The sequence below is a fragment of the Streptomyces bambusae genome, from assembly GCF_019400985.1.
GTDB lineage: Bacteria > Actinomycetota > Actinomycetes > Streptomycetales > Streptomycetaceae > Streptomyces > Streptomyces bambusae_A.
The window spans coordinates 1-22,036 of the sequence record NZ_WTFF01000110.1 but is presented as its reverse complement, the minus strand read 5'-3'; the positions used below and the strand labels follow the sequence as shown (position 1 = coordinate 22,036).

At 74.1% G+C, this 22,036-nt stretch carries 23 protein-coding genes, 1 other RNA gene and 1 pseudogene; 12 read left to right on the top strand and 13 right to left on the bottom strand.

Going from position 1 to position 22,036, the window contains the following annotated elements:
• Positions 1–108: 108 nt before the first annotated feature.
• Positions 109–756: pseudogene (locus GPJ59_RS17095) on the top strand (histidine phosphatase family protein); the annotation flags it as partial.
• 96 nt (positions 757–852) lie between these two features.
• Here GPJ59_RS17095 and rnpB read toward each other — a convergent pair.
• Positions 853–1,254: RNase P RNA component class A (rnpB, locus tag GPJ59_RS17090), an RNA gene on the bottom strand.
• 78 nt (positions 1,255–1,332) lie between these two features.
• On the opposite strand from rnpB, the gene GPJ59_RS17085 reads away from it, so the two are divergent.
• On the top strand, positions 1,333–2,067 hold the full coding sequence (locus tag GPJ59_RS17085) for a MerR family transcriptional regulator (protein WP_219668006.1): 735 nt from the start codon (positions 1,333–1,335) through the stop codon (positions 2,065–2,067).
• A complete protein-coding gene (locus tag GPJ59_RS17080; RefSeq protein ID WP_258024516.1) occupies positions 2,064–2,768 on the top strand; it encodes a hypothetical protein in 705 nt (234 codons plus the stop codon). Before GPJ59_RS17085 ends, GPJ59_RS17080 begins: the two co-directional genes overlap by 4 nt.
• 98 nt (positions 2,769–2,866) lie before the next feature.
• Here GPJ59_RS17080 and GPJ59_RS17075 read toward each other — a convergent pair whose 3' ends face one another.
• Positions 2,867–4,309, bottom strand: coding sequence for an RNB domain-containing ribonuclease (locus tag GPJ59_RS17075; protein ID WP_219668005.1), 1,443 nt, complete (start codon positions 4,307–4,309; stop codon positions 2,867–2,869).
• Between the two features lie 390 nt (positions 4,310–4,699).
• On the opposite strand from GPJ59_RS17075, the gene yaaA reads away from it, so the two are divergent.
• The gene (gene yaaA, locus GPJ59_RS17070; protein WP_219668004.1) at positions 4,700–5,500 is read left to right on the top strand and encodes a peroxide stress protein YaaA; all 801 of its coding nucleotides are present in this window, start codon (positions 4,700–4,702) and stop codon (positions 5,498–5,500) included.
• A 41-nt stretch (positions 5,501–5,541) separates the two neighbouring features.
• On the opposite strand, the gene GPJ59_RS17065 is transcribed toward yaaA, so the two are convergent.
• Positions 5,542–6,300, bottom strand: coding sequence for a bifunctional DNA primase/polymerase (locus tag GPJ59_RS17065; RefSeq protein WP_219668003.1), 759 nt, complete (start codon positions 6,298–6,300; stop codon positions 5,542–5,544).
• Between the two features lie 166 nt (positions 6,301–6,466).
• Positions 6,467–7,072: a TetR/AcrR family transcriptional regulator gene (locus tag GPJ59_RS17060; RefSeq protein ID WP_219668002.1), complete on the bottom strand. Its 606-nt coding sequence runs from the start codon at positions 7,070–7,072 to the stop codon at positions 6,467–6,469.
• A 126-nt stretch (positions 7,073–7,198) separates the two neighbouring features.
• On the opposite strand from GPJ59_RS17060, the gene ddaH reads away from it, so the two are divergent.
• Positions 7,199–8,011, top strand: a complete 813-nt coding sequence (gene ddaH / locus GPJ59_RS17055) for a dimethylargininase (RefSeq protein ID WP_219668001.1) — start codon at positions 7,199–7,201, stop codon at positions 8,009–8,011.
• A 70-nt stretch (positions 8,012–8,081) separates the two neighbouring features.
• On the opposite strand, the gene GPJ59_RS17050 is transcribed toward ddaH, so the two are convergent.
• Together GPJ59_RS17050 and GPJ59_RS17045 are read right to left on the bottom strand one after the other, a co-directional pair.
• Positions 8,082–9,089 (bottom strand): small ribosomal subunit Rsm22 family protein, encoded by a 1,008-nt coding sequence (locus GPJ59_RS17050; RefSeq protein ID WP_219668000.1) that lies wholly within the window; start codon positions 9,087–9,089, stop codon positions 8,082–8,084.
• A 9-nt stretch (positions 9,090–9,098) separates the two neighbouring features.
• Positions 9,099–10,439 (bottom strand): multidrug effflux MFS transporter, encoded by a 1,341-nt coding sequence (locus GPJ59_RS17045; RefSeq protein ID WP_219667999.1) that lies wholly within the window; start codon positions 10,437–10,439, stop codon positions 9,099–9,101.
• A 132-nt stretch (positions 10,440–10,571) separates the two neighbouring features.
• Between GPJ59_RS17045 and GPJ59_RS17040 the strand changes: the two genes are divergently transcribed.
• Together GPJ59_RS17040 and GPJ59_RS17035 are read left to right on the top strand one after the other, a co-directional pair.
• Entirely contained in the window at positions 10,572–11,342 is a 771-nt protein-coding gene (locus GPJ59_RS17040) for an SDR family oxidoreductase (RefSeq protein ID WP_219667998.1), read from the top strand.
• Positions 11,343–11,558: 216 nt separating this feature from the next.
• Positions 11,559–12,419, top strand: a complete 861-nt coding sequence (locus GPJ59_RS17035) for a PhzF family phenazine biosynthesis protein (protein WP_219667997.1) — start codon at positions 11,559–11,561, stop codon at positions 12,417–12,419.
• Positions 12,420–12,571: 152 nt separating this feature from the next.
• Here the strand turns inward: GPJ59_RS17035 and efeU are convergent, their stop codons facing one another.
• From efeU to efeO, 3 genes are read right to left on the bottom strand one after another with little or no spacing between them, the layout of a single operon-like run.
• Positions 12,572–13,459, bottom strand: coding sequence for an iron uptake transporter permease EfeU (gene efeU, locus GPJ59_RS17030; protein ID WP_219667996.1), 888 nt, complete (start codon positions 13,457–13,459; stop codon positions 12,572–12,574).
• A gap of 21 nt (positions 13,460–13,480) precedes the next feature.
• Positions 13,481–14,812 carry an iron uptake transporter deferrochelatase/peroxidase subunit gene (efeB, locus tag GPJ59_RS17025; RefSeq protein ID WP_258024515.1) on the bottom strand — a complete coding sequence of 444 codons (1,332 nt, stop codon included), beginning with the start codon at positions 14,810–14,812 and terminating at the stop codon, positions 13,481–13,483.
• A 16-nt stretch (positions 14,813–14,828) separates the two neighbouring features.
• Positions 14,829–15,986, bottom strand: coding sequence for an iron uptake system protein EfeO (gene efeO / locus GPJ59_RS17020; RefSeq protein ID WP_219667995.1), 1,158 nt, complete (start codon positions 15,984–15,986; stop codon positions 14,829–14,831).
• 296 nt (positions 15,987–16,282) lie between these two features.
• Here efeO and GPJ59_RS17015 point away from each other — a divergent pair, with 296 nt between their 5' ends.
• The gene (locus GPJ59_RS17015; RefSeq protein WP_219667994.1) at positions 16,283–16,945 is read left to right on the top strand and encodes a PhzF family phenazine biosynthesis protein; all 663 of its coding nucleotides are present in this window, start codon (positions 16,283–16,285) and stop codon (positions 16,943–16,945) included.
• Between the two features lie 49 nt (positions 16,946–16,994).
• Here GPJ59_RS17015 and GPJ59_RS17010 read toward each other — a convergent pair whose 3' ends face one another.
• Together GPJ59_RS17010 and map are read right to left on the bottom strand one after the other, a co-directional pair.
• Positions 16,995–17,645 (bottom strand): biliverdin-producing heme oxygenase, encoded by a 651-nt coding sequence (locus GPJ59_RS17010; protein ID WP_219667993.1) that lies wholly within the window; start codon positions 17,643–17,645, stop codon positions 16,995–16,997.
• A gap of 145 nt (positions 17,646–17,790) precedes the next feature.
• Positions 17,791–18,648 (bottom strand): type I methionyl aminopeptidase, encoded by an 858-nt coding sequence (map, locus tag GPJ59_RS17005; protein WP_219667992.1) that lies wholly within the window; start codon positions 18,646–18,648, stop codon positions 17,791–17,793.
• A gap of 58 nt (positions 18,649–18,706) precedes the next feature.
• On the opposite strand from map, the gene GPJ59_RS17000 reads away from it, so the two are divergent.
• Entirely contained in the window at positions 18,707–18,964 is a 258-nt protein-coding gene (locus GPJ59_RS17000; protein ID WP_219667991.1) for a hypothetical protein, read from the top strand.
• A gap of 108 nt (positions 18,965–19,072) precedes the next feature.
• Here the strand turns inward: GPJ59_RS17000 and GPJ59_RS16995 are convergent, their stop codons facing one another.
• Positions 19,073–19,720 (bottom strand): hypothetical protein, encoded by a 648-nt coding sequence (locus GPJ59_RS16995; protein ID WP_219667990.1) that lies wholly within the window; start codon positions 19,718–19,720, stop codon positions 19,073–19,075.
• 95 nt (positions 19,721–19,815) lie between these two features.
• Here GPJ59_RS16995 and npdG point away from each other — a divergent pair, with 95 nt between their 5' ends.
• On the top strand, positions 19,816–20,535 hold the full coding sequence (gene npdG / locus GPJ59_RS16990; protein WP_219667989.1) for an NADPH-dependent F420 reductase: 720 nt from the start codon (positions 19,816–19,818) through the stop codon (positions 20,533–20,535).
• A 73-nt stretch (positions 20,536–20,608) separates the two neighbouring features.
• Positions 20,609–20,806, top strand: coding sequence for a hypothetical protein (locus GPJ59_RS16985; protein WP_219667988.1), 198 nt, complete (start codon positions 20,609–20,611; stop codon positions 20,804–20,806).
• Between the two features lie 89 nt (positions 20,807–20,895).
• On the opposite strand, the gene GPJ59_RS16980 is transcribed toward GPJ59_RS16985, so the two are convergent.
• Complete coding sequence (locus GPJ59_RS16980) at positions 20,896–21,696, bottom strand: site-2 protease family protein (protein WP_219667987.1); 801 nt, start codon at positions 21,694–21,696, stop codon at positions 20,896–20,898.
• Between the two features lie 100 nt (positions 21,697–21,796).
• Between GPJ59_RS16980 and GPJ59_RS16975 the strand changes: the two genes are divergently transcribed.
• Positions 21,797–22,036 (top strand): winged helix-turn-helix domain-containing protein (locus tag GPJ59_RS16975; RefSeq protein WP_308120335.1); only part of this gene is annotated, 240 nt, incomplete at its 3' end.

The following is a 22,036-nucleotide window of genomic DNA, read 5'->3' as shown; positions in this document are numbered from 1 at the left end:
CCCCAGCGCGCGCTCCGCGCGTCAGTGCGTCGGCGGCATTAGAGGTGTATAGGCGACAGGGCCGGGACCGGGCCTGTGGCGGAGGTCGTGGGCCGCGGCCCCGCCGGGAGCGCCTCGGCGGCGCCGGACCTCGGGACGCCGTCCACCTTCGTCCTCCTGCGCCACGGCGAGACGGCGCTGACCCCGCAGAAGCGGTTCTCGGGCAGTGGCGGCAGCGACCCCGGGCTGTCGCCCGCCGGGCGCCGCCAGGCCGAGGCCGTCGCGGCAGCCCTGGCCGCCCGCGGCACCATCCAGGCCGTCGTCAGCTCCCCGCTGCTCCGCTGCCGCGAGACCGCGCAGACCGTCGCCGACCGGCTCGGACTCCCCGTCACCGTCGAGGAGGGGCTGCGCGAGACGGACTTCGGCGCCTGGGAGGGGCTGACCTTCGCCGAGGTCAAGGAGCGCCACCCGGCCGACCTCGACGCCTGGCTGGCCTCCCCGAAGGCCGCGCCGACCGGTGGCGGGGAGAGCTTCGCGGCCGTCGCCCGCCGGGTCTCGGCCGCCCGCGACCGCCTGCTGGCCGCGCACCGGGGGCGCACCGTCCTGCTGGTCACCCACGTGACCCCGGTCAAGACCCTGGTACGCCTCGCCCTCGGGGCCCCGCCGGAGGCCCTGTTCCGCATGGAGCTCTCGGCGGCCTCGCTCTCGGCGATCGCCTACTACGCGGACGGCAACGCCTCGCTCAGGCTCCTGAACGACACGTCGCACCTGCGGTAGCTGCTGCGGCTTCGGCGCCGATGTCCCCAGACGCTCCCCAGGGCCGCCCACAACCGCCGATAACGGCGCTGCGTCGCAGGCAGGAAGGCGGAACGCAGAACGACACAGGCTGTACGCCGGGTTCTGTCACCCGGCGACCTCGCGGTCGCCGGGGAGACGGCCATCCATCTAGGACCGGCGTTGCCGCCGGCCTCGTGCGGTCTACCCGCGGACTCGGGCGGGCAGCCCTCGAACGTCCGCGCAGAGCCGTCCGGGGACGACTCATCTTGACCTTGCTCCGAGTGGGGTTTACCTAGCCGCCTGGGTCACCCCAGGCGCTGGTGGTCTCTTACACCACCGTTTCACCCTTACCGAGGACCGAGGTCCCCGGCGGTCTGTTTTCTGTGGCACTGTCCCGCGGGTCACCCCGGGTGGGCGTTACCCACCACCCTGCCCTGTGGAGCCCGGACGTTCCTCGGCGGGGCCGCAAGGCCCCGACGCGGCCGTCCGCCTGTGTCGTTCTGCGTGGTGACCATGCTACCCGGCTGCGCGGCGCCGCCTTGACCTTGCCGCAACGGCAACGTTTCTACTGGACGCATGCGCATCGGAGAGATCGCCGCCCTCGCCGGGGTCACCACCCGGGCGATCCGGCACTACCACCACGTCGGCCTGCTCCCGGAGCCGGCCCGCAGACCCAACGGCTACCGCGCCTACGGCGTGCGGGACGCCGTCCTGCTGGCGCGCGTACGCCGGCTGACCGAGCTCGGGCTGAGCCTGGACGAGGTGCGTGACGTCCTCGCCGACGACGCCGGGCGCGACCTGGCCGACGTACTGGAGGAGCTGGACGCGGACCTGGCCCGGCAGGAGGCCGAGATCCACGAGCGCAGGCGGCGGCTCGCGGTGCTGCTGGCCGCGCCGCCCGGTGAGGTCGAACCGGTCTCGCCCGCCCTGGCCGCCCTGCTCGCCGAGGCGCCGGCGACCACCTCGCCGTCCGCCGCCAAGGACCGGGAGCACCTGACACTGCTCGACGCGGCCGGCGCCGGGGGCGGGGAACTGTACGAGCTGCTCGGCCCGCTGGCCGCCGATCCGGCGGTGCTCGCGCTGTACGAGCGGCTGGACGACCTCGCCGACGCCGCTCCCGACGACCCCCGGATCCCGGGCCTGGCGGCGGAGCTGGTGGCGGCCGTGCCGGACGAGGTGTTCGCCGCGGTCCCGTCCGACGGGGTGGTCGTGGCGGGGTTCAAGGAGGCGCTGCTCGCGGAGTACGCGCCGGCCCAGGCGGAGGTCGTCCGCCGGGTGATGGAGGCGTTCATGGAGAAGGGACGGGGATGAGCGGACGTGCAGGACGCGTGGCAGCGGTGCGGGAGGCGGTACGGGCCGTCGTCCCGGTGCAGGTCCGCCGGCTGGTCGCGCACGAACTGCGGGCCGCGGTCTCGCTGGCGCTGTGGGCGGTGCGGCGCCGGCACGGGGTCGGGGAGGGCGACCTCGCCGCCCGGTACACCGGGCCGCAGACGGCGATGATGTACGGGATGGTCTTCGTGTCGGTCGTGGAGACGGTGGCCCTGTCCCTCCTCATCCCGTGGCCGGCCGTGCACCGGGTCGTGCTGGTCCTGGACGTCTACGGCGTCCTGATCGTCCTGGCCCTGCACGCGGCCTGCGTGACCCGCCCCCATGTGCTCGGCGCGGACGGCTCGTTGCGCCTGCGCTACGGCGCCCTCTTCGACCTGCGGATCCCCGCGGACGCCATCGCGTCGGCCCGGGTGGACCGCCGCTACCCCACGGGCCGTCTCGTGACGGTCGGCGACGACGGGGTGCTGGACCTGATCGTCGGCGGCCAGACCACCGTCACCCTGGAACTGAACCGCCCGGTGGCCTTCGTCCGCCCGCTGGGCAGGCGGGGCGAGGCGCGGACCGTCCGCTTCCACGCGGACGACCCGCGGACCCTGGTCCAGGCACTGGCAACCGGCAACCCAGGCGCCCCCGGGGCCACCGCCGGCCCGCGTCCCGCCGTGGGCCGGCCCACCGGCCGGTAGTCCGAGTCCGACGGGCCCCGGCGCGGGCCCGGGATGCCCCGCACGGGCGGGCGCGGCATCGGCGGGGGCTCGGTCCGTCCCCTTGGGCCGCCGGCCCGTCAGACCGGCGTGAACAGGACCTTCGCCCGCCCCGGGTCCGCCTCGGTGAGCCGGACCTCGATCCGGTCGCCCAGCGGGAGGGCCTCGTCGGGCGACTCCACCCGGCCGACCACCGCGGGCACTTCGAGGTGGACGGTCCCCGTCGTCGGCTCCTGCTCCCTGACGTCGATCACCACCGCGTCGAACGTCTCGCCCACCCGCTCCCTCATCAGCGCCGCCTCCACCAGGTCGACGCACTCGCGCTCGACGGTGCGGGCCAGCCGGCCGCCGTCGGCCATCTCGTCGGGCAGCGCGGGCAGGGCGGCGAGCACCCATTCGGGCGGGGGAGTGCCCGCCCCGGCCGCCAGGCACAGTTCCGAGGCGTAGCGGTCGACCAGCCGGCGCAGCGGCGCGGTGCAGTGCGTGTACGGGGCGGCCACCGCGGCGTGCAGGGCGGGGACGGGGGCCCGGCCGTCGGTGAAGGCGGTGTAGCCCGCGCCGCGCAGCAGCGCCGTGCACTCCTGGAGGAACGCGGCGTGGGCGGGCAGCCCGGGATCGAGCGAACGGACCAGCTCCGCGTACGCCATGTGGTGCGGCCAGTCGACATGCAGGGCCTTCGCCGCCCGGCGCAGCCGGCCCACCGCCCCGTCCGGGGCCAGCGGCAGCGTGCGGAGCACGCCCGTACCGGCGGCAAGCATCAGGTCGGCCGCGGCCATGCCGGTCATCAGGGAGATCTGGGCGTTCCAGCCGTCGGCGGGCAGCGGCGCCCGGTAGGCGAGCGAGTAGCTGCCGGACTGCTCGACGATCTCCTGCTCGGGCACGTTCAGCGAGACCCCGCCGCGCTCGGCCTCCAGTGCCTCGCGCAGCCGGCCGACGTCCTTCAGCAGGGCCAGCGGCTCCTCGGCGGTGCCGGTGTCGATCGCCTTCTGCACGCCCTCGTAGTCCAGCCGCGCCCGGCTGCGTACGAGGGCCCGCACGACCTCGGTGGCCCCCACCCGGCCGTCCGCGTCGAGGTCGAGCCGCCACAGCACCGCCGGCCGGACCCGGCCCGGCAGCAGGCTGGCCGCGTCCTCGGACAGCACGGGCGGGTGCAGCGGCACCTTGCCGTCGGGGAAGTAGAGGGTGGCCACCCGCCGGTGGGCCTCGGCGTCCACGGCGCCGCCGGGGGTGACGAAGGCGGCGACGTCGGCGATGGCGTAGTGGACGCGGTAGCCGCCGCCGGGGCGGCGGGCCAGGTGCATCGCCTGGTCGAGGTCGACGGAGCCCGGCGGGTCGATGGTGAACAGGGGCACGCCGGTGGCGTCGGCCGCGGGCAGCCGCGGGGCGTTCGCCGCGTGCTCGGCCTCGGCGAGTACGGGGGCGGGGAAGCCGGTTTGTACGGCCAGCTCGGTGCGTAGGGCGCGCAGCGCGGCGCGGAGGGTTTTGCCGTCCTTGCCGGCGATGTGCATGAGGCGGCGTGGCATGCCCCGAGCGTAGAACCCCCGACGGGGCTCGGCACCCTGGCCGGGGCTCGGCCCCGGACCCGGCCGTCCGCTGCGCGGGGCCTTTCCCCACCCCGCCCCTTCCCGAAACCGGGGGCTCCGCCCCCGGACCCCCGCGCCTCAAACGCCGGCGGGGCTGGATCAACCAGGGGCGCGGGGAACTGCGCGACCAGCCACGACGGCGGGTCAGAGGTGGGGGCCCGGGGCGGCAGCCCCGGTTACGGGAAGGGGCGGGTAGGGGAAAGGCTCCGCGCAGCGGGTGTGGCCGGGCTCCGGGGCGGCCCGGGTGTGGCGCGGGGCTCGGCCAGGGGCCGCTTAGGCTTGGTGCGGGGCCGCACCCCCCGCTTCGGTCCGTGGAGAAGGAGAACCACCGTGCTCGTGCTGCTGCCGCCGTCCGAAGGAAAGGCAATTGGCGGCTCCGGCGCCCCCCTGGACCCCGCCGCGCTCTCGCTGCCCGCGCTGGCCGCAGGCCGCGCCGCCGTCCTGGACGAGCTGGTCGAGCTGTGCGCGGGCGACGAGGACAAGGCGCGCGAGGTGCTCGGGCTGAGCGAGGGCCTGCGCGGGGAGGTCGCCAAGAACGCCGCCCTGCGCACCGCGCCGGCCCGCCCGGCCGGCGAGATCTACACCGGTGTCCTCTACGACGCCCTCGGCCTGGCCGACCTGCCCCCGGTGGCCCTCGCCGCGGCCGAGCGCGCGCTGCTCGTGTTCTCCGGGCTGTGGGGCGCCGTGCGGATCACCGACCCGATCCCCTCGTACCGCTGCTCGATGGGCGTGAAGCTGCCGGGCCTGGGCGCCCTCGGCGCGCACTGGCGCGCCCCCATGGCGACGGCTCTGCCGGAGGCGGCCGGGGACGGGCTGGTCCTGGACCTGCGGTCGTCGGCGTACGCGGCGGCCTGGAAGCCGAAGGGGGAGCTGGCCGGGCGGACCGCGACCGTGCGGGTGCTGCATGCCCGGATCGTGGACGGCGTGGAGAAGCGCTCGGTCGTCAGCCACTTCAACAAGGCCACGAAGGGGCGCCTGGTCCGCGACCTGCTGCTCGCCGGGGCCGAGCCCCGTACGCCGGCCGAACTGGTCACCGCCCTGCGGGACCTGGGTCACCTGGTGGAGGCGGAGCCCCCGGTGAAGGCCGCCAGGCCTTGGTCGCTGGACGTGGTGGTCAGCCACATCCACTGACGCGCGCCCCCGCGCCGCCGGCGCGCGCCCCGGCCCGCAGGTCAGCGGGTCAGGGGCCAGGCCACGGCGTGCGGGTCGTGGTCGGAGGAGTCCGCGTGGAGCGCGCACGCGTCCGTCAGGGTCTCCAGCAGCGTGAGCGGGTCCGGCAGCGGGTGCTCCATGCCCCGGACCCAGGCCACGGCGTGGTCACCGGGCAGGGCGGCCGGCGGCACCAGCACGTAGCTGCCGCGGCAGTGCCAGCGCAGCCCGGGGTGCTCGTCCATCGTCTCGGGGTGGCAGTCCAGTTCGCACGGCCACCACTCGTCCTCGTCCTCGGGGGTGCCGCGGGTGGCGGTGAAGAACAGCATCCGGGCGCCCCGGTCGGCGTCCGCGCCGGCGCCGGACTCGGCGACCGGTCCCACGGCGATGCCCGCCGCCAGCAGGCGGTCCAGGGCGTCGCGGCCGGCCGCCAGCGGGACGTCGAGGACGTCGTGGACCATGCCGGTCGCGGTGACGAAGTTGGCCTGGGGCTGGTTGCGCGCCCAGCGCTCGATCTGCGCGCGGTCCGTCGTGGACTGGGTCTGCCAGGCGAAGGAGAGGGGATGCCGTGCGGGGGTGGGACAGCCGATGCGTTCGCACGAACACCGGTAGCCGACGGGGTGGGCGGCCGGGGCGAGGGGCAGGCCCGCGGCGGCCACGGCCAGCAGGAGCGCCTCGCGCTCGCGGCCGGGGTCCTCGGCTACGGGTTTGCGGCGCCGGCGGAGCCATCCCGAAATCCTGCTCTGCGCACCGCGTTCGACGCGGCCCGGCTCAGACCCCATCTATTCCCCTCACCTCACCGTTGGTCCTCGGCAGATCCCCCCATCGTCCCACCATCCGAAGGCCGAAGTGACCGTACTCCGCGAGCCCGGACGAGCCCGGACGACACACAACCCCCACATAACTGCACATTTCAGCCACACTTGGACGGCCGGATGTGGCGGTGATCTACGACACCCTCGCGATGCCGCCGAGCACGCGGTCCACGATCGCGTCCGTGAACGCGTGCGTGAGCGGCGCCGTCCGCAGCAGCCAGCGGTGCGTCAGCGGGCCGAGCAGCAGCTCCACCGCCAGCCGCAGGTCGGTGTCCTCGGCGATCTGGCCCGCGTCCCGGGCCGTGCGCAACCGCTCCTCGTACAGCGCGAGCTGGGGCTCCAGCAGCTTCTCGTTGAACTGCGCCCCGAGGGCCGGATCGGTGGCTCCGGCGGCGGTCAGGGCGCGGGCGGGTGCGTCGTACTTCCCGTCGTTCATCTCGTCGACCGTGGCCCGCAGGACGTACTTCAGGTCGGCGGCCAGGTCGCCGGTGTCGGGGAAGCCCTCCCAGCCGCCCTCGGTCCCGGCGTCGCCGGCCAGCGCCAGCGAGGCGTCGAGCAGCACCGCGGCCTTGGACGGCCACCAGCGGTAGATGGTCTGCTTGCCGACGCCGGCCCGGGCAGCGATGGCCTCGATGGTCAGCTTGTTGTAGCCGACCTCGCCGACCAGTTCGAGGGCGGCGTCGAGGATCGCGCGCCGGGACCGGTCGCTGCGCCGGGATGCGTCGGGAGTCTTCGCCATCCGGTCACCCTACCAATGCGAGACGTATCGTCTCCCAATGGTCCGATAAACCACCCGATCAGTTCACTGCGCGCTCGCGCTCCAGGAGGGACGATTCTCTGACTCTCATAACGTGAGGAGCCTTCTTTGCGCAGAGACGCCACACCCCGGCGGTACCTGATGTGCCCACCCGTGCACTTCAAGGTCACGTACTCCATCAACCCGTGGATGGACCCCACGAAACCGGTGGACCTGCCCCTCGCACTCGCCCAGTGGGAAGACCTGCGGGACCGCTACCGCTCCCTCGGCCACACCGTCGAGGAGCTCGCACCGGACCCCGCCCTGCCCGACATGGTCTACGCGGCCAACGGCGCCACCGTCATCGACGACCGGGTCCTGATCGCGCGCTTCGCCTACGCGGAGCGCGCGGCGGAGGCCGAGGCCCACGCGGACTGGTTCGCCGCGCACGGCTTCCCGGAGATCCACCGGGCCTCCCACATCAACGAGGGCGAGGGCGACTTCGCCGTGACGGCCACGTACGTCCTGGCCGGCCGGGGCTTCCGCTCCAGCCCGCTCTCGCACGACGAGGCCCAGGAGTTCTTCGGCCGGCCGGTCATCGGCCTCGACCTGGTCGACCCGCGCTACTACCACCTGGACACGGCGCTGTGCGTGCTCGACGGCGACGAGGTCATGTACTACCCGCCGGCGTTCTCGCCGGGCAGCCGCGCCGTGCTGCGCCGGCTGTTCCCCGACGCGCTGCTCGCGACCGACGAGGACGCGGCGGCGCTCGGCCTGAACGCGGTCTCGGACGGCCGCCACGTCCTGCTGCCCCAGGCCGCGGTGGGGCTGTTCACCCCGCTGCGCGAACGCGGCTTCGAGCCGATCGGGGTGGACCTGGGCGAGCTGCTCAAGGGCGGCGGCAGCGTGAAGTGCGTGACCCAGGAACTCCGCCCGGCCTGAGCCGAGCGCGGACCCCCGCCGCCACGAGCGCGGCTCCGCCCGGGCCCCGCGGCCCGGGCGGAGCCTGCCGTCACTGCGCCGGAGGCCAGGCGTCGCCCCACTCGGCGTCGCGGGCCGAGCGGTAGGCGGCGCCGTGGCGCTTGGTCACCGTCTCGCGGGTCAGGCCGTCGGGGCCGCAGAGGTCGAGCAGGACCAGACCCTTGCGGATCTGCGGCTTGCGCGTGACCCGGGAGTGAGCCGGGCCGGCCGGGAAGCGGACGGCGGCGACATAGCTGAACTTCTCGTCCTCGTACGCCAGCGACCCGCCCTTGACCTGCCGGTGCAGCGAGGACCGGCTGACCCGCGCCGAGAAGTGGCACCAGTCCTCGCCCACCACGATCGGGCAGGTCCCGTCGTGCGGGCACGGCGCCGCCACGTGCAGGCCGGCCGCGATCAGCGCGTCGCGGGCCGCGCGGATGCGCAGATAGCCCTCGGGCGTGCCGGGCTCGATCACCACGACGGCCCGGGCCGCCCGGGCGGCCTCCGCGACCACCGCCGTACGGGCCGCCTCCGTCAGCTCGCCCAGCACGTACGAGACGGTGACCAGGTCGGCGTCCGGCAGGGACAGGCCCGTCCCGATCACCGCGCGCCGCCACTGCGCCCGGCGCAGCACCGGCGAGCCGGAGGAGGCCGCCAGCTCGCGGCCCAGGGCCAGCGCCGGCTCCGCCCAGTCCAGCACGGTGGTCTCCCGCGGCCCGTCCCAGACGGAGTCCACGGCCCAGGTCGCCGCTCCGGTGCCGCCGCCCACGTCGACGTGCGAGGCGGGGGAGAAGTCCGGGGCCGCGTCGGCCAGCGCCCACAGGGCCGCCCGTACCGCCTCGAAGGTCGCCGGCATCCGGTACGCCGCGTACGCCGCCACGTCCGAGCGGTCCCGCAGCACCGGGGCGTCGGTCGGGGTCCGCCCCCGGTAGTTGGCGATCAGCCGCTCGACGGCGGCCGCGGCCTGCGTCGGCGGAAGCCCGTCGAGCAGTCCGCCGAGCGCGGTGCGCAGGGTCTCGGCGGTGGTGGGGGAGGAGGCGGAGGGTACGGCAGCGTTCACCACCGCAGCTTACGGCGCGTCGGCGGCCCGGGCCGCCTCGGCGGCGGGCACCGGCTCCCGCTCCCGCCAGGGCCGGCACATGCCGAGGAAGCAGCCGGCCGCCAGCAGGGAGCAGACCAGCTGGACCACCGCCATGGGCACGGCCGTGTCCTCGCCGGCGATCCCCACCAGCGGCGAGGCCACCGCGCCGACCAGGAACGACGACGTGCCCAGCAGCGCCGACGCCGAGCCGGCCGCGTGCGGGGTGCGCATCAGCGCCTGGGCGTTGGTGTTCGGCAGCAGCAGGCCCATCGCGGACATCAGCGTGAACAGCGCGGCGGCCACCGGCGCCAGCCCGGCCTCGCCGAACACCCCCGCCGCCATCAGCAGCAGTGCCGCGGACGCGACCGTGATGACGGCGAGCCCCACGGCCAGCACCTTGTCCAGGCTGACCCGGCCGACCAGCAGCTTGCCGTTGATCTGGCCGACCGTGATCAGGCCGACCGAGTTGAGCCCGAAGAGCAGGCTGAACGCCTGCGGGGAGGCTCCGTAGATCTCCTGCACCACGAACGGCGAGGCCGCGATGTAGGCGAAGAGGACCGCGAAGGCGAAGCCGCCCGCCAGGGTGTACCCGGCGAAGACCCGGTCGGCGAGCAGCCCCCGCATCGTGTGCAGGGCCGCGCCGACCCCGCCCTGGTGGCGCCGCCCGGGCGGCAGCGTCTCGCCCAGCCACCGCCACACCGCCAGGGTGAGCACCGCGCCGACCCCGGTCAGCACGAGGAAGACCCCGCGCCAGTCGGAGAAGCGCAGCACCTGGCCGCCGATGAGCGGGGCGACGATCGGGGCGGTGCCGGAGACCAGCATCAGGGTGGAGAAGAACCGGGCCATCTCGACCCCGTCGTACAGGTCGCGTACGACGGCCCGCGCGATCACGATCGCGGCGGCCCCGGCCAGGCCCTGCACCAGCCGGAAGGCGATCAGCAGCTCGGCGCTCGGGGCCAGCGCGCACACGGCGGTGGCCAGGACGTAGAGGACCATGCCGGCCAGCAGCGGGCGGCGGCGGCCCCACCTGTCGCTCATCGGGCCGATGACGAGCTGGCCGAGGGCCATGCCGGCCAGGCACGCGGTCAGCGTCAGCTGGACGGTCGCGGCCGGGCTGGACAGGGCGTCGGTGACCTCCGGCAGGGCCGGGAGGTACATGTCCATGGACAGCGGGGGCAGGGCCGACAGGCCCCCGAGTATGAAGATGACGAGCAGGCCGGTCCGGCGGGCGGCGGTGGAGGGTGCGGCGGCTGAGGATTCGGCGGAGGATTCGGCGGGCGGTGTCCCCGGGGAGGCGGCCTTGGCGGGGCCGGGACCTCTCTCGGACATGGGCGGCTCCCGTCTTCTTCTACTTCTTCTACGCGTCTCTTCGGATCATCCGATCCCCGACCGGCCCACCCATGTTCTCAGCAATCGGAACGTCCCGGACCGGACGGCCGCTGTGACGTAGCCTGCGGCCCCATGAACGCATCCGGGCAGAAGATCGCTGTTGTCACCGGCGCCGGCTCCGGCATCGGCCGGTCCGTCGCCCTCGCCCTCGCGGGGGCCGGATGGGCCGTCGCGGTGGCCGGACGCCGGCCGGAGCCGCTGCTGGCCACGGCCGAGGCCGCCGCCCTGGCGTCCGATCGGGCCGAGGTCCTGCCCGTACCGGCCGACGTCAGCGACCCGGCGGGCGTGGACGCGCTCTTCGCGGCGGTGCGCGACCGGTACGGGCGGCTCGACCTGCTCTTCAACAACGCCGGCACGTTCGGCCCGGCCGGCGTCCCGCTGGAGGAGCTCCCGTACGAGGCCTGGAAACAGGTCGTCGACGTCAACCTCACCGGGGCCTTCCTGTGCGCGCAGGCCGCGTTCCGCCAGATGAAGGAACAGGACCCGCAGGGCGGCCGGATCATCAACAACGGCTCCATCTCGGCGCACGTCCCGCGCCCGCACTCGATCGCGTACACGGCCACCAAGCACGCGGTGACGGGCCTGACGAAGTCGCTCTCGCTGGACGGCCGCCCCTACCGGATCGCCTGCGGCCAGATCGACATCGGCAACGCGGCCACCGAGATGACCGAGCGCATGCAGACCGGAATCCTCCAGGCCAACGGGCAGCTCGCGGTCGAGCCGGTGATGGACGCCGCGGACGTGGCCCGCACGGTGGTCCACATGGCGGGGCTGCCGCTGGAGGCGAACGTGCAGTTCGCCACGGTGATGGCGACGGCCATGCCGTACATCGGCCGCGGCTGAGCAAGAGTTCCGGCGGCGGGCCGAGGGCCGGGGCCGGGCGATCGGTGGTCGGTCCGGAGCCGGTCGGACGGCGGTCCGTAGTCGGCCGGAGCCGGTCCGGTGGCCGGGCCGGGGCCGGGCCGGGGGCCGGTCCGTATCGGTCATGTGGCCGCCGCGCCTGCCGGGGCAGGCCGCCTGGCCGGGAATGACCGTCCGCCGACCACAGTTGGAGCGATCATGACCGAGATCCTGCGCTACACCGCCTTCTCCGCCGACCCGGCCGGCGGCAACCCCGCCGGGGTGGTCCTCGACGCCTCCGGACTGGACGACACCGCGATGCTGGGCATCGCGGCCGAACTGGGCTACAGCGAGACGGCGTTCCTGACCCCGGCCGCCGAGGGGGCGGACGGGGAGCCCGGGCGCTCGTTCGACGTGCGCTACTTCAGCCCCCTGGCCGAGGTGGCGTTCTGCGGGCACGCCACCGTGGCGACCGCCGTGGCCCTGGCGGACCGGATCGGCCCCGGCGAGCTGCTGTTCACCACCGGGGTCGGGCCGGTCCCGGTCTCCGTCGCCGCCGGGGCGGACGGCGTCCTGCGCGCCACCCTCACCAGCGTGCCCGGCCACGTCGAGGACGTGGCCGAGGACGACCTCGCCGAGGCGCTGGCCGCACTGGACTGGGACCGCGCCGAGCTGGACCCGGCGATCCCGCCGCGGATCGCGTACGCCGGGAACCGCCACCTGGTGCTCGGCGCCGGCACCCGGGCCCGGCTTGCCGACCTTGCGTACGACTTCGACCGGCTGGCCGCGCTGATGCGGCGCCTGGACCTCACCACCGTCCAGCTGGTCCACCGGGCGGGCGCGGACGTCTTCCACGTCCGCGACCCCTTCCCGGTCGGCGGCGTGGTCGAGGACCCGGCGACCGGCGCGGCCGCCGCCGCCTTCGGCGCGTACGCGCGCGAGCTGGGCCTGGTCCCGGCCGACGCGGTGTTCACCCTGCACCAGGGCGAGGACATGGGCCGCCCGGGCGTGCTGACCGTGGAGCTGCGGGCGGGCGACCCCCGGGTCCGGGTCTCCGGCCAGGGCACCCTGATCCCGTGACGACCGCCGCCGAGGCCTTCGCGGGCACCCGGACCGGCCTCTGCCCGGGAACGGTCGACCGCCTCTGGTGAGCGCCGTCGGCCGACGGCCCCCTCGCCGCACACACGCCTCGTGGGCTGTCGGTTCCCGCTCAGCTCCGGCTCAGTTCCCGCTCAGTTCCCGCTCTCCGCCGCCGCGCCGGTGGCCGCCGCGCCCGCGCCCGTGGCCGTCGTGCCCGCGGCCGGCGCGGCCGCCGTACGGGCGGACGGCTTGCGCCCGAGGAACAGCGCCAGCGTGGGCACCAGGTACAGCGCCCACACGGCGACCTGCAGCCAGGTCGGGTCCGGCTGGAAGTTGAACGTGCCCTTCAGCAGGGTCCCGTACCAGCTGTCCGGCGGGATCGTCGCGCTGATGTCGAAGGCCTTGTCCCGCAGCCCGGGCACGAAGTCCGCCTCCTGCAGGTCGTGGACGCCGTACGCGAGCACGCCCGCCGCGACCACGACCAGCATCCCGCCGGTCCAGGTGAAGAACTTCGCCAGGTCGATGCGCAGAGCGCCCCGGTAGAAGAGGTACCCGAGCAGGACCGAGGTGCCGATGCCCAGGAGAACGCCGGCCAGCGGGCCCGCGCCGTCGCCGGCCGCCTTCACCGAGCGCCACACGAACAGCGAGGTCTCGATGCCCTCGCGCCCGACCGCCAGGAACGCGGTGGTCACCAGCGCCCCCGTGCCCATCGCGAGCGCCGCGTCGAGCTTGCCGTGCAGTTCGGCCCTCAGGTGCCGCGCGGTGCGCTTCATCCAGAAGACCATCCAGGTCACCAGGGCGACCGCGACGATCGACAGGCTGCCGCCGATCGCCTCCTGCGCCTGGAAGGTGAGCTCCTGCGTGCCGAATTCCAGGGCGGCGCCGAAGGCGAGGCTCACGCCGGCCGCGATGCCCACGCCGAGCCAGATCGGCGGCAGCTTGTCGCGGTTGCCGGTCCTGACCAGGTAGGCGACGAGGATGCAGACGACCAGGCTGGCCTCCAGCCCCTCACGCAGGCCGATCAGATAGTTGCTGAACACGACGGTTCCTCCCCCTCGGCCCTACGCGAACAGCGCCCGGCCCCACCAGTCGTCCTTGTCGCGGACGCCCGGCGGGACGGCGAAGACCGCCGAACCCACGTGCTGGATGTACTCGTTGAGGACGTCGGACTTCGCCAGCTGCCGCTGGATCGGGATGAACGCCTTGCGGACGTCGCGCTGGTAGGCGAGGAAGAACAGGCCCGCGTCGAGGCGGCCCAGTCCGTCCGTGCCGTCGGTGAAGGAGTAGCCGCGGCGCAGGATCGTCGCCCCGTTGTTGGAGTCGGGGTGCGCCAGGCGCACGTGCGCCTCCGGCTTCATCGCCTTCAGGAACGGCTCGTCGCGCTCCTTGGACTTGCCGACGGGAGCGCCCTCGGCCTTGTCCCGGCCGAAGATGTCCTCCTGCTCCTGGAGCGGGGTGCGGTCCCAGGTCTCGATGTTCATCCGGATCCGCCGGGCCACCAGGTAGGAGCCGCCCGCCATCCAGGCCGAGGGGCCCGCGACGTCCTTGCCGGCGACCCAGACGTGCTCGTCGAGGGCGGCGGTGTCGGTGCCGGCGATGTTCCGGGTGCCGTCCTTGAAGCCCATCATGTTGCGCGGGGTCTGCTCCTCCGGGGTGGTGGAGGAGGTCTTGCCGAAGCCCAGCTGGGACCAGCGCATCGCCGCCTTGCCGAAGCCGATGCGGGCCAGCTGGCGGATGGCGTGCACCGCCACCTGCGGGTCGTCGGCGCAGGCCTGGACGCACAGGTCGCCGCCGGAGCGGGCCGGGTCCAGGTTGTCCCCGGGGAACAGCTCCAGGTCGACCAGGGCCTCCGGCCGCCGGCCCTCCAGGCCGAACCGGTCCTTGGCGAACAGCGACGGGCCGAAGCCGATGGTCAGGGTCAGACGCGAGGGCTTGAGGCCCAGGGCCTCGCCGGTGTCGTCCGGTGGGGCCTCCGGCAGGCCGCCGACCGCGCCCTCGCCGACCGGGAGGCCGGCGGTCATCCGCTCGGCCGCCCGGGTCCAGTCCTTGAGCAGCTGGACCAGCTCGGCGCGGTCCTTGGTCTTCACGTCGAACGCGGCGAAGTGCAGCCGGTCCTGGACGGGGGTGGCGATACCGGCCTGGTTCGGCCCGTGGAAGGGCACGGCGGCGCCGGTCAGCGCGGCGGGCACGTGGTCGCTGCCGCCGCCGAGTGCGGCGGCGGCAGTGCCGGCCGCGGCGGCGCCTAGCGCCAGCCCGGCCCCGCCCCAGCCGAGGACGGTACGGCGGCTGGGCGCGGCGGCGGCGCCCCGCGCGGGCTGGGCCTGGGCCTGGGTATCGGCCTCGGGCACGGCCGTCTCCTCGTTCTGTTCGGACATCGCAGGCTGTTCGGACATCGCAGGCACCCCCCTACTACTTGACGACGGCCGCGGCGAGCTTCGACAGCGGCTCGCCCAGGGCGCTGACCGCGTCCGAGAGCTCCTTGCGCTGCGGCTCGGCGACCTTGTCGTAGGACTCGAACTCGTAGGTGTTCTTGTCGGCGCGGTACTTGTCGAGCAGGGTGTTCATCGCGGCGAACTGCTTGTCCAGCTCGGCGGCGAGCGCCGGGTCGTTCTTCGCGGCGGCCGGCTTCAGCAGCTCGTACGCCTTCAGCGCGCCCTCGACGTTGGCCTTGAAGTCGACCAGGTCGGTGTGGCTGTAGCGCTCCTCCTCGCCCGTCACCTTGCCGGTGGCGACCTCGTCGAGGAGCTCCTTGGCGCCGTTGGCCATGGAGGTCGGGGTGATCTCGGCCTGGCCGACCTTCTTCTGCCAGTCGGTCAGGTCGGTCATCAGCTGGTCGGCGAGCTTCTTCTCCGCGTCGCCGATGGTGTTGTCCTGCCACAGCGCCTTCTCCAGGCGGTGCCAGCCGGTCCAGTCCTTCGCCGGGTCCTGGCCGGCCTCCAGGCCGTCCTCGCGGACGTCGACCTTCGGGTCTATGTCGCCGAAGGACTCCGCGACCGGCTCGGTGCGCTCCCAGCCGATGCGGGAGACGGCGTACGCCTTCTTCGCGGCCTCGACGTCGCCGGCCTTGACCGCGTCCGCGAAGGCCTGCGCCTTGGGGAGGGTCTCCTCGGCCTGCTGCAGGACGTACTTGCGGTACTCGGCGACCGCGGCGTCCAGTTCGGGGCTGCGCTTCTCGGTGGCGCCCTTGCCGGTGGCCTTGAGCTTCTGGCTGAAGCCGTCGCCCTTCATGCCGGGCTTGCAGTTGACCTCGTACTCGCCGGGCTTGATCTCGGCGGTGATGGTGGCCTTGGTGCCGGGGCCGATGTTCTCGCGCTCGGTGACGATCCGGCCGTCCGGGAAGAGGACGTAGACCTCGGTGACCTTGGAGCCCTTGTTCTCCACGTCGAGCGTGACCTTGCCGGCCGGGACCTCCTTGAGGGAGACCTCGCAGGCCGAGTCGGTGGCCTTGACCTTGATCGCGCCGGAGTCGGAGCCCATGCTCTTGCTCTTCTGGGCGCAGCCGGTGACGGCGGTCAGGGCGGCAGCGACGACGGCTGCGGACACGACGGTGAGGCGGGCGGGTCGCATTCTGGCTCCAGGGGTCGACCAAGGGGACGGCCCCGCGCGGGGGCCGGTGAGGCGCACCTAACTTAGCTCAGGCTTACCTTCCTGCATGACGGTCGTCCAGTGATTCGGTTCACATCGCCCGCGCCCGGAAACGGAGGCGTCACGGCCCCCTCACGGGCGCCTCACGGAACGGTCAAAGAGTGGTCAAGCGGAATCCCGGCCTCGGGTCGGCACCACCCGCGGCACCCCCGAACTCGCCGAGCCGACCTGCGGATCGAGAACGACAACGGCGCACTGACCCGTGTTTCAATGCCCGGGTGAACGATCTCGACGTGCTCAAGGTGTTCTGCGCGGGCGACGGACGGTACGGCAACCTGCTGGGTGTCGTACGGGACGGCCGCACCTGCCCCGACGACGCCGACCGCCAGGCGCTGGCCGCCGAACTCGGCTACAGCGAGACGGTGTTCGTCGACGACCCCGAGCGCGGGATCGTCGACATCCGCACCCCGGGCACGAAGATGTCCTTCGCCGGGCACCCGCTCGTCGGCGTGGCCTGGCTGCTGGACATCGAGGAGCTCCAGCCGCCCGCCGGGTCCGTCTGGGCCCGTGACGACGGCGAGTTCACCTGGATCACCGCCCGTCCCGAATGGGTCGAGGGCAAGCGCACCGAGCAGTACGCGACCCCGGCCGAGGTCGAGGCGCTGCCGGCCCCGCCGCCCGGCGAGGGCTGGCTGTACGCGTGGGCGTGGGAGGACGAGACCGCGGGCCGGATCCGGGCCCGCGGCTTCCCGCGCCGCCCCGACGGCGTCATCGCCGAGGACGAGGCCACCGGCTCGGCGGCGCTCCTGCTGACGGCCCAGCTGGGCCGCGCCCTGAACATCACCCAGGGCGCCGGTTCCCAGATCCTCACGGCCCCGAACCCCGACGGCACGATCGAGCTCGGCGGCCGCGTCCGCTTCGCACCCACCGGGCTCTCGTAGATCCCCGCTTGCCTGGTCTCCGATTGCCTGGATCTCCGCTTGCCGGCGCTCAGGCCGCCGTTCGCGGGAACTGGTCGCCCAGCTCGCGGAAGACCGCGCCGTTGAAGTCGAAGGCGCGCTTGCACTCCGTGATGATGCGCTGCTTCTCCAGGTCGTCCGCGGCGATCGTGTCCAGCAGCTCGCGGTAGCTCCGTTTGAACGCGGCCGGGTTGGCGATCTGCTCGAAGACGTAGAAGCGGACGCCGTCGCCCTTGCGGGCGAAGCCCCAGGTGCGCTCCGCCTTGTCGCGGATGATCTGGCCGCCGGAGAGGTCGCCCAGGTAGCGGGTGTAGTGGTGGGCCACGTACCCCCCGGGCCAGCCGGCGGCGCACTCCCTGATCCGGGCCGCGTACGCCGTCGTGGCCGGCAGCGGGCTGAGCGTCTCGCGCCAGGCGGGGCCGCGCAGGTGGGCGAGGTCGCGTTCGAGCTCGGCCACCCGCATCAGCTCGGGCCGGATGAAGGGCCCCGCCACCGGGTCCGTGCGCAGGGCGGAGGCCGTGTCCTCCAGGGCCCGGTAGACGAACCAGAGCTGCTCGGTGTAGCGCGTGTAGGCGTCGACGCCGAGCCGGCCTCCCAGCAGGTCGCTCATGAACGTGGAGGTCTCCGCCTCCGTGTGCTGCTCGTGCGAGGCGACGCGGATGGCGGTGGAGAAGGCGTCCAAGGCGGACCTCCAGGAGAGGGCGGACCGGAGCGGACGGCGGGCGGCGCCGCGCGCCGCTGCCGTCACTCCGATCCTGGGACTTAGGCTTACCTAAGTCAATAGGTTCCCGACGGCCTGTCGGCAAAACCTCCGGGGCCGCCGAAACCTACGGGAGGGTGAGGATCTCCGCCCCGCTGTCCGTCACCACCAGGGTGTGCTCGAACTGCGCGGTCCGCTTGCGGTCCTTCGTGACGACCGTCCAGCCGTCGTCCCACATGTCGTACTCGTGCGTGCCCAGCGTCAGCATCGGCTCGATCGTGAAGGTCATGCCGGGCTCGATGACCGTGGTCGCGTGCGGGCTGTCGTAGTGCGGGATGATCAGCCCGGAGTGGAACGACGAGTTGATGCCGTGGCCGGTGAAGTCGCGGACCACGCCGTAGCCGAAGCGCTTGGCGTACGACTCGATGACCCGGCCGATGATGTTGATCTGGCGGCCCGGCCTGACGGCCTTGATCGCCCGGTTCAGCGCCTCGCGGGTGCGCTCGACCAGCAGCCGCGACTCCTCGTCCACCTCGCCGCACAGGTAGGTGGCGTTGTTGTCGCCGTGCACGCCGCCGATGTACGCCGTCACGTCGAGGTTCACGATGTCCCCGTCGCGCAGCACCGTGGAGTCCGGGATGCCGTGGCAGATGACCTCGTTGATCGAGGCGCACAGGGACTTGGGGAAGCCCCGGTAGCCGAGCGTCGAGGGGTAGGCGCCGTGGTCGCACATGTACGCGTGGGCGACCCGGTCCAGCTCGTCGGTGGTCACGCCGGGCGCGATCAGCTTGGCGGCCTCCTCCATCGCCCGGGCGGCGATCCGGCCGGCGACGCGCATCGCCTCGATCGTCTCGGGGGTCTGCACCTCCGGACCGGTGTACGGCTTGGGCCCGGGCTTGCCCACGTACTCGGGCCGGCGGATGTTGCCGGGGACGGAAAGGGCGGGAGAGAGCTCGCCGGGGACGAGCAGCGACTGGCCAGACATGCATGCGAGTGTATCGAGGGGAGATCGGGCAGCATGGCGGCAGAGGAAGGAGCATCCGATGGCTCTGTTCAAGAAGCGCCAGGTGGGCAAACCGGGCGAGTGGTACTACTGCCTCGTCCACCAGAAGGTCGAGGAGGGCCCGGAGTGCCCGGCCAAGGACCGCTTCGGCCCGTACACGACGCGGGAGGAGGCCGCGCACGCGATGGAGACCGCGCGCGAGCGGAACCTGGAGTGGCAGACCGACCCCAAGTGGAACGACGTCCGCGAGGAGAACGGCCAGGAGGACACCGGCACGGCGACCGGCTCCGGTTCCTGAACGGCCGGCCGCCCGGGCGCCTGAAGACAGCGGAGCCGGCCGGCGGCTGAGCAGCCGAGCCCGCCGTGCCCGCCGTGCCCGCCGGCCGGTCCAACAGCAGGCCGCGGTCTACCAGCGGGCCGGTGGTGGTGCCGTCAGCTGGTCGGCCAGTCGGGCCAGGCGGTCGCGGAAGCGCCGGGGGCCGCGCTGGGCCGGCAGGCTGTTCTCCCCGGCCGCCGCGCTGACCAGGTGCTGCACGGTGTCCAGGTCGATCCCGGCGTCCCCCGGCACGGACAGCGCCTCGTGGGCGAGCTCGCCCAGCTCGCCCAGCCCGCCCAGCTCTCCGCCGCCCCCGCCGGGCGGCGCCCCCGCCTCCCCGCCCGCCAGGGCCAGCACGGTCGCCCCCGCCCGGCGGGCGTCGTACACCCGTTCCAGCAGCCCGCCGCCGGGCGGCTCCGGAGCCACCACCAGCAGCGTGTGCCCGCGCCCGGCCGCCGCCAGCCGGCCCAGCCCGACCGACAGGTGCGGCGGCTCACCCGGCAGCACCCGGTGCCGGACCAGCGTCGGCGCCAGCTCCGGCAGCCCCGACCAGGCCGCCTCGTCCACCAGGTGCGCCGCGAGGTGCCAGGGCTCGTACGCCTCGGTGCCCACCAGCAGCAGTCCGCCCCCCGCCGGGGCCACGGAGTGCCGCAGCGATCCGGCGAAGCGGCGGGCGGCGCCCGGCCACCGGGTGCCGGCCAGGACCTCGCGCAGCAGTGCGACTCTCACGGCGTCCATGGCCCGCATCCTGCCGTACGGGTGTCCGGGCGCGGGGCGGATCGGCGCCGCCTCACCCGTTCGGCCTTGCGCTACCCGGCAGTACGCTCGCCCCCATGACCTCCAACGACTCCACCCCCGCCACCACCGGCAGCAAGCCCCCGGCCCGCGACCCGTGGGACCTCCCCGACGTCTCCGGCCTCGTCGTCGGCGTCCTCGGCGGCACCGGCGACCAGGGCCGGGGCCTGGCCTACCGGCTGGCCCGGGCCGGCCAGAAGGTGATCATCGGCTCGCGCGCCGCGGAGCGGGCCGAGACCGCCGCCGCCGAGCTGGGCCTGGGCGTCGAGGGCGCCGACAACGCCGAGTGCGCCCGGCGCAGCGACATCGTGATCATCGCCGTGCCGTGGGACGGCCACGCCAAGACCCTGGAATCCCTGCGCGAGGAGCTCGCCGGCAAGCTCGTCGTGGACTGCGTCAACCCGCTCGGCTTCGACAAGCAGGGCGCGTACGCCCTCAAGCCGGAGGAGGGCAGCGCCGCCCAGCAGGCGGCCGCCCTGCTGCCGGACTCCCGGGTCACGGCCGCCTTCCACCACCTGTCCGCGGTGCTGCTCCAGGACACCTCGATCGACGAGATCGACACCGACGTGATGGTGCTCGGCGAGTCCCGCGCCGACACCGACCTCGTCCAGGCCCTGGCCGCCCGCATCCCGGGCATGCGCGGCGTCTTCGCCGGCCGCCTCCGCAACGCCCACCAGGTCGAGTCCCTCGTGGCCAACCTGATCTCCGTCAACCGCCGCTACAAGGCCCACGCCGGCCTGCGCGTCACGGACGTCTGACGGGGCCGTCGCGCGGCATGGGGGACACTGGTGGGGCTCTACCCGTCCAGTGCCCCCTAGGAGCCGTGGCCCCATGCCCCGCCTTGCCGTGTTCGCCCTTGTCGTCTGCGTACTCTCCGTGGCCGCGGCCGTGGTCGCCTTCGTGGAGGGCAGCTTCCTCGGGATCGTCTGGGTGCTGCTGGCCGGCCTGACCTCGAACATGGCGTGGTTCTACCTCCGCCGGGCCAAGGCGGAGAAGGCGCGGAAGGCGGCGGCGGACGACGCGGCGTAGGGCCGCCGGGCGGGCGGCGGTCCGCCGGCCGCGGGACTGCCCGCCGGGGCCGGGGCTGCCCGCCGGGGTCGGGCGGGCCGGGCGTACGGTCAGTCCAGTGGAGCGGCGCAGAAGCCGCCGGAGTCCTGCCAGAACGTGTACAGCTCGCGGCCGCAGTAGGACTCCAGCTCGGAGACGCCCAGCCCGCCCAGGATCGCGTGCACCAGGCCGAAGAAGGCCTGGTTCACCGCCGGGATCCACAGCAGCCCGAACACCAGCAGCAGCCCGATCGGCGCGAGCGGCGCCACCTCGCGGCGCACGTTGTACGACAGCCAGGGCTCGATCACCCCGTAGCCGTCCAGGCCCGGCACCGGCAGGAAGTTCAGGATCGCCGCCGAGACCTGGAGCAGCGCGAGGAAGCCCAGCGCGAAGCGGAAGGGCACCGGCACGTCCTCGATCCCGCCCAGCCAGAACGGCGCGGTGCACACCAGCGCGAACAGCACGTTGGTCAGCGGCCCGGCCGCCGAGATCAGGCTGTGCTGCCAGCGCCGGCGGATCGCGCCCCGCTCGATGTAGACGGCCCCGCCCGGCAGGCCGAGCCCGCCCAGGATCACGAAGAGCACCGGCAGGATGATGCTGAGCAGGGCGTGGGTGTACTTGAGCGGGTTCAGCGTCAGGTAGCCGCGGTCCGCCACGCTGAGGTCGCCGCTGTGCAGGGCGGTCCGCGCGTGCGCGTACTCGTGCAGGCACAGGGAGACGACCCAGGCTGCCGTGACGAAGAGGAACACGGCCAGGCCCGTGCTCGTCGCGTAGCTGGTCCACACCGCCCAGCCGGTCACCGCCATGATCACGACGATGCCGACGAACACGGAACTGATCTGCCGCTCACCGCGGCGCGCCTGCTGAGCCATGCGCGAAACCTACCCCGGGCGGTACGGGGCACGACGCGGGGGCCGGGGACGGTGGGGAAAACGATGCGGGGTCCGGCTCCCGTCCGGGGAGAATGGGCCGGTGCGTTACGCGATTCTCGGCAGTGCCCAGGCGGTCCGCGCCGACGGGACCCCCGTTCCCCTCGGCGGAGCGCGCCTGCGTGCCCTCCTGACCGCGCTCGCGCTGCGCCCCGGCCGGGCCGTGCCGGCGCAGGTCCTGGTGGGGGAGGTCTGGGCGCAGGACCCGCCCGCCGACGCCGTGGCCGCGCTCCAGGCGCTGGTCGGGCGGCTGCGCCGGGCCCTGGGGCACGCGGCCGTGGCC

Coding starts and splice junctions, on each gene's coding strand:
- GPJ59_RS16985 (WP_219667988.1), top strand. CDS start 20,609: ATGCCCCGCCTTGCCGTGTTCGCCCTTGTCGTCTGCGTACTCTCCGTG.
- GPJ59_RS17080 (WP_258024516.1), top strand. CDS start 2,064: ATGAGCGGACGTGCAGGACGCGTGGCAGCGGTGCGGGAGGCGGTACGG.
- GPJ59_RS17040 (WP_219667998.1), top strand. CDS start 10,572: ATGAACGCATCCGGGCAGAAGATCGCTGTTGTCACCGGCGCCGGCTCC.
- GPJ59_RS17035 (WP_219667997.1), top strand. CDS start 11,559: ATGACCGAGATCCTGCGCTACACCGCCTTCTCCGCCGACCCGGCCGGC.
- GPJ59_RS17065 (WP_219668003.1), bottom strand. CDS start 6,300: ATGGGGTCTGAGCCGGGCCGCGTCGAACGCGGTGCGCAGAGCAGGATT.
- GPJ59_RS16995 (WP_219667990.1), bottom strand. CDS start 19,720: ATGGACGCCGTGAGAGTCGCACTGCTGCGCGAGGTCCTGGCCGGCACC.
- GPJ59_RS17045 (WP_219667999.1), bottom strand. CDS start 10,439: ATGTCCGAGAGAGGTCCCGGCCCCGCCAAGGCCGCCTCCCCGGGGACA.
- map (WP_219667992.1), bottom strand. CDS start 18,648: ATGTCTGGCCAGTCGCTGCTCGTCCCCGGCGAGCTCTCTCCCGCCCTT.
- GPJ59_RS16980 (WP_219667987.1), bottom strand. CDS start 21,696: ATGGCTCAGCAGGCGCGCCGCGGTGAGCGGCAGATCAGTTCCGTGTTC.
- efeB (WP_258024515.1), bottom strand. CDS start 14,812: ATGTCCGAACAGCCTGCGATGTCCGAACAGAACGAGGAGACGGCCGTG.
- GPJ59_RS17000 (WP_219667991.1), top strand. CDS start 18,707: ATGGCTCTGTTCAAGAAGCGCCAGGTGGGCAAACCGGGCGAGTGGTAC.
- GPJ59_RS17085 (WP_219668006.1), top strand. CDS start 1,333: ATGCGCATCGGAGAGATCGCCGCCCTCGCCGGGGTCACCACCCGGGCG.
- efeO (WP_219667995.1), bottom strand. CDS start 15,986: ATGCGACCCGCCCGCCTCACCGTCGTGTCCGCAGCCGTCGTCGCTGCC.
- npdG (WP_219667989.1), top strand. CDS start 19,816: ATGACCTCCAACGACTCCACCCCCGCCACCACCGGCAGCAAGCCCCCG.
- GPJ59_RS17075 (WP_219668005.1), bottom strand. CDS start 4,309: ATGCCACGCCGCCTCATGCACATCGCCGGCAAGGACGGCAAAACCCTC.
- GPJ59_RS17060 (WP_219668002.1), bottom strand. CDS start 7,072: ATGGCGAAGACTCCCGACGCATCCCGGCGCAGCGACCGGTCCCGGCGC.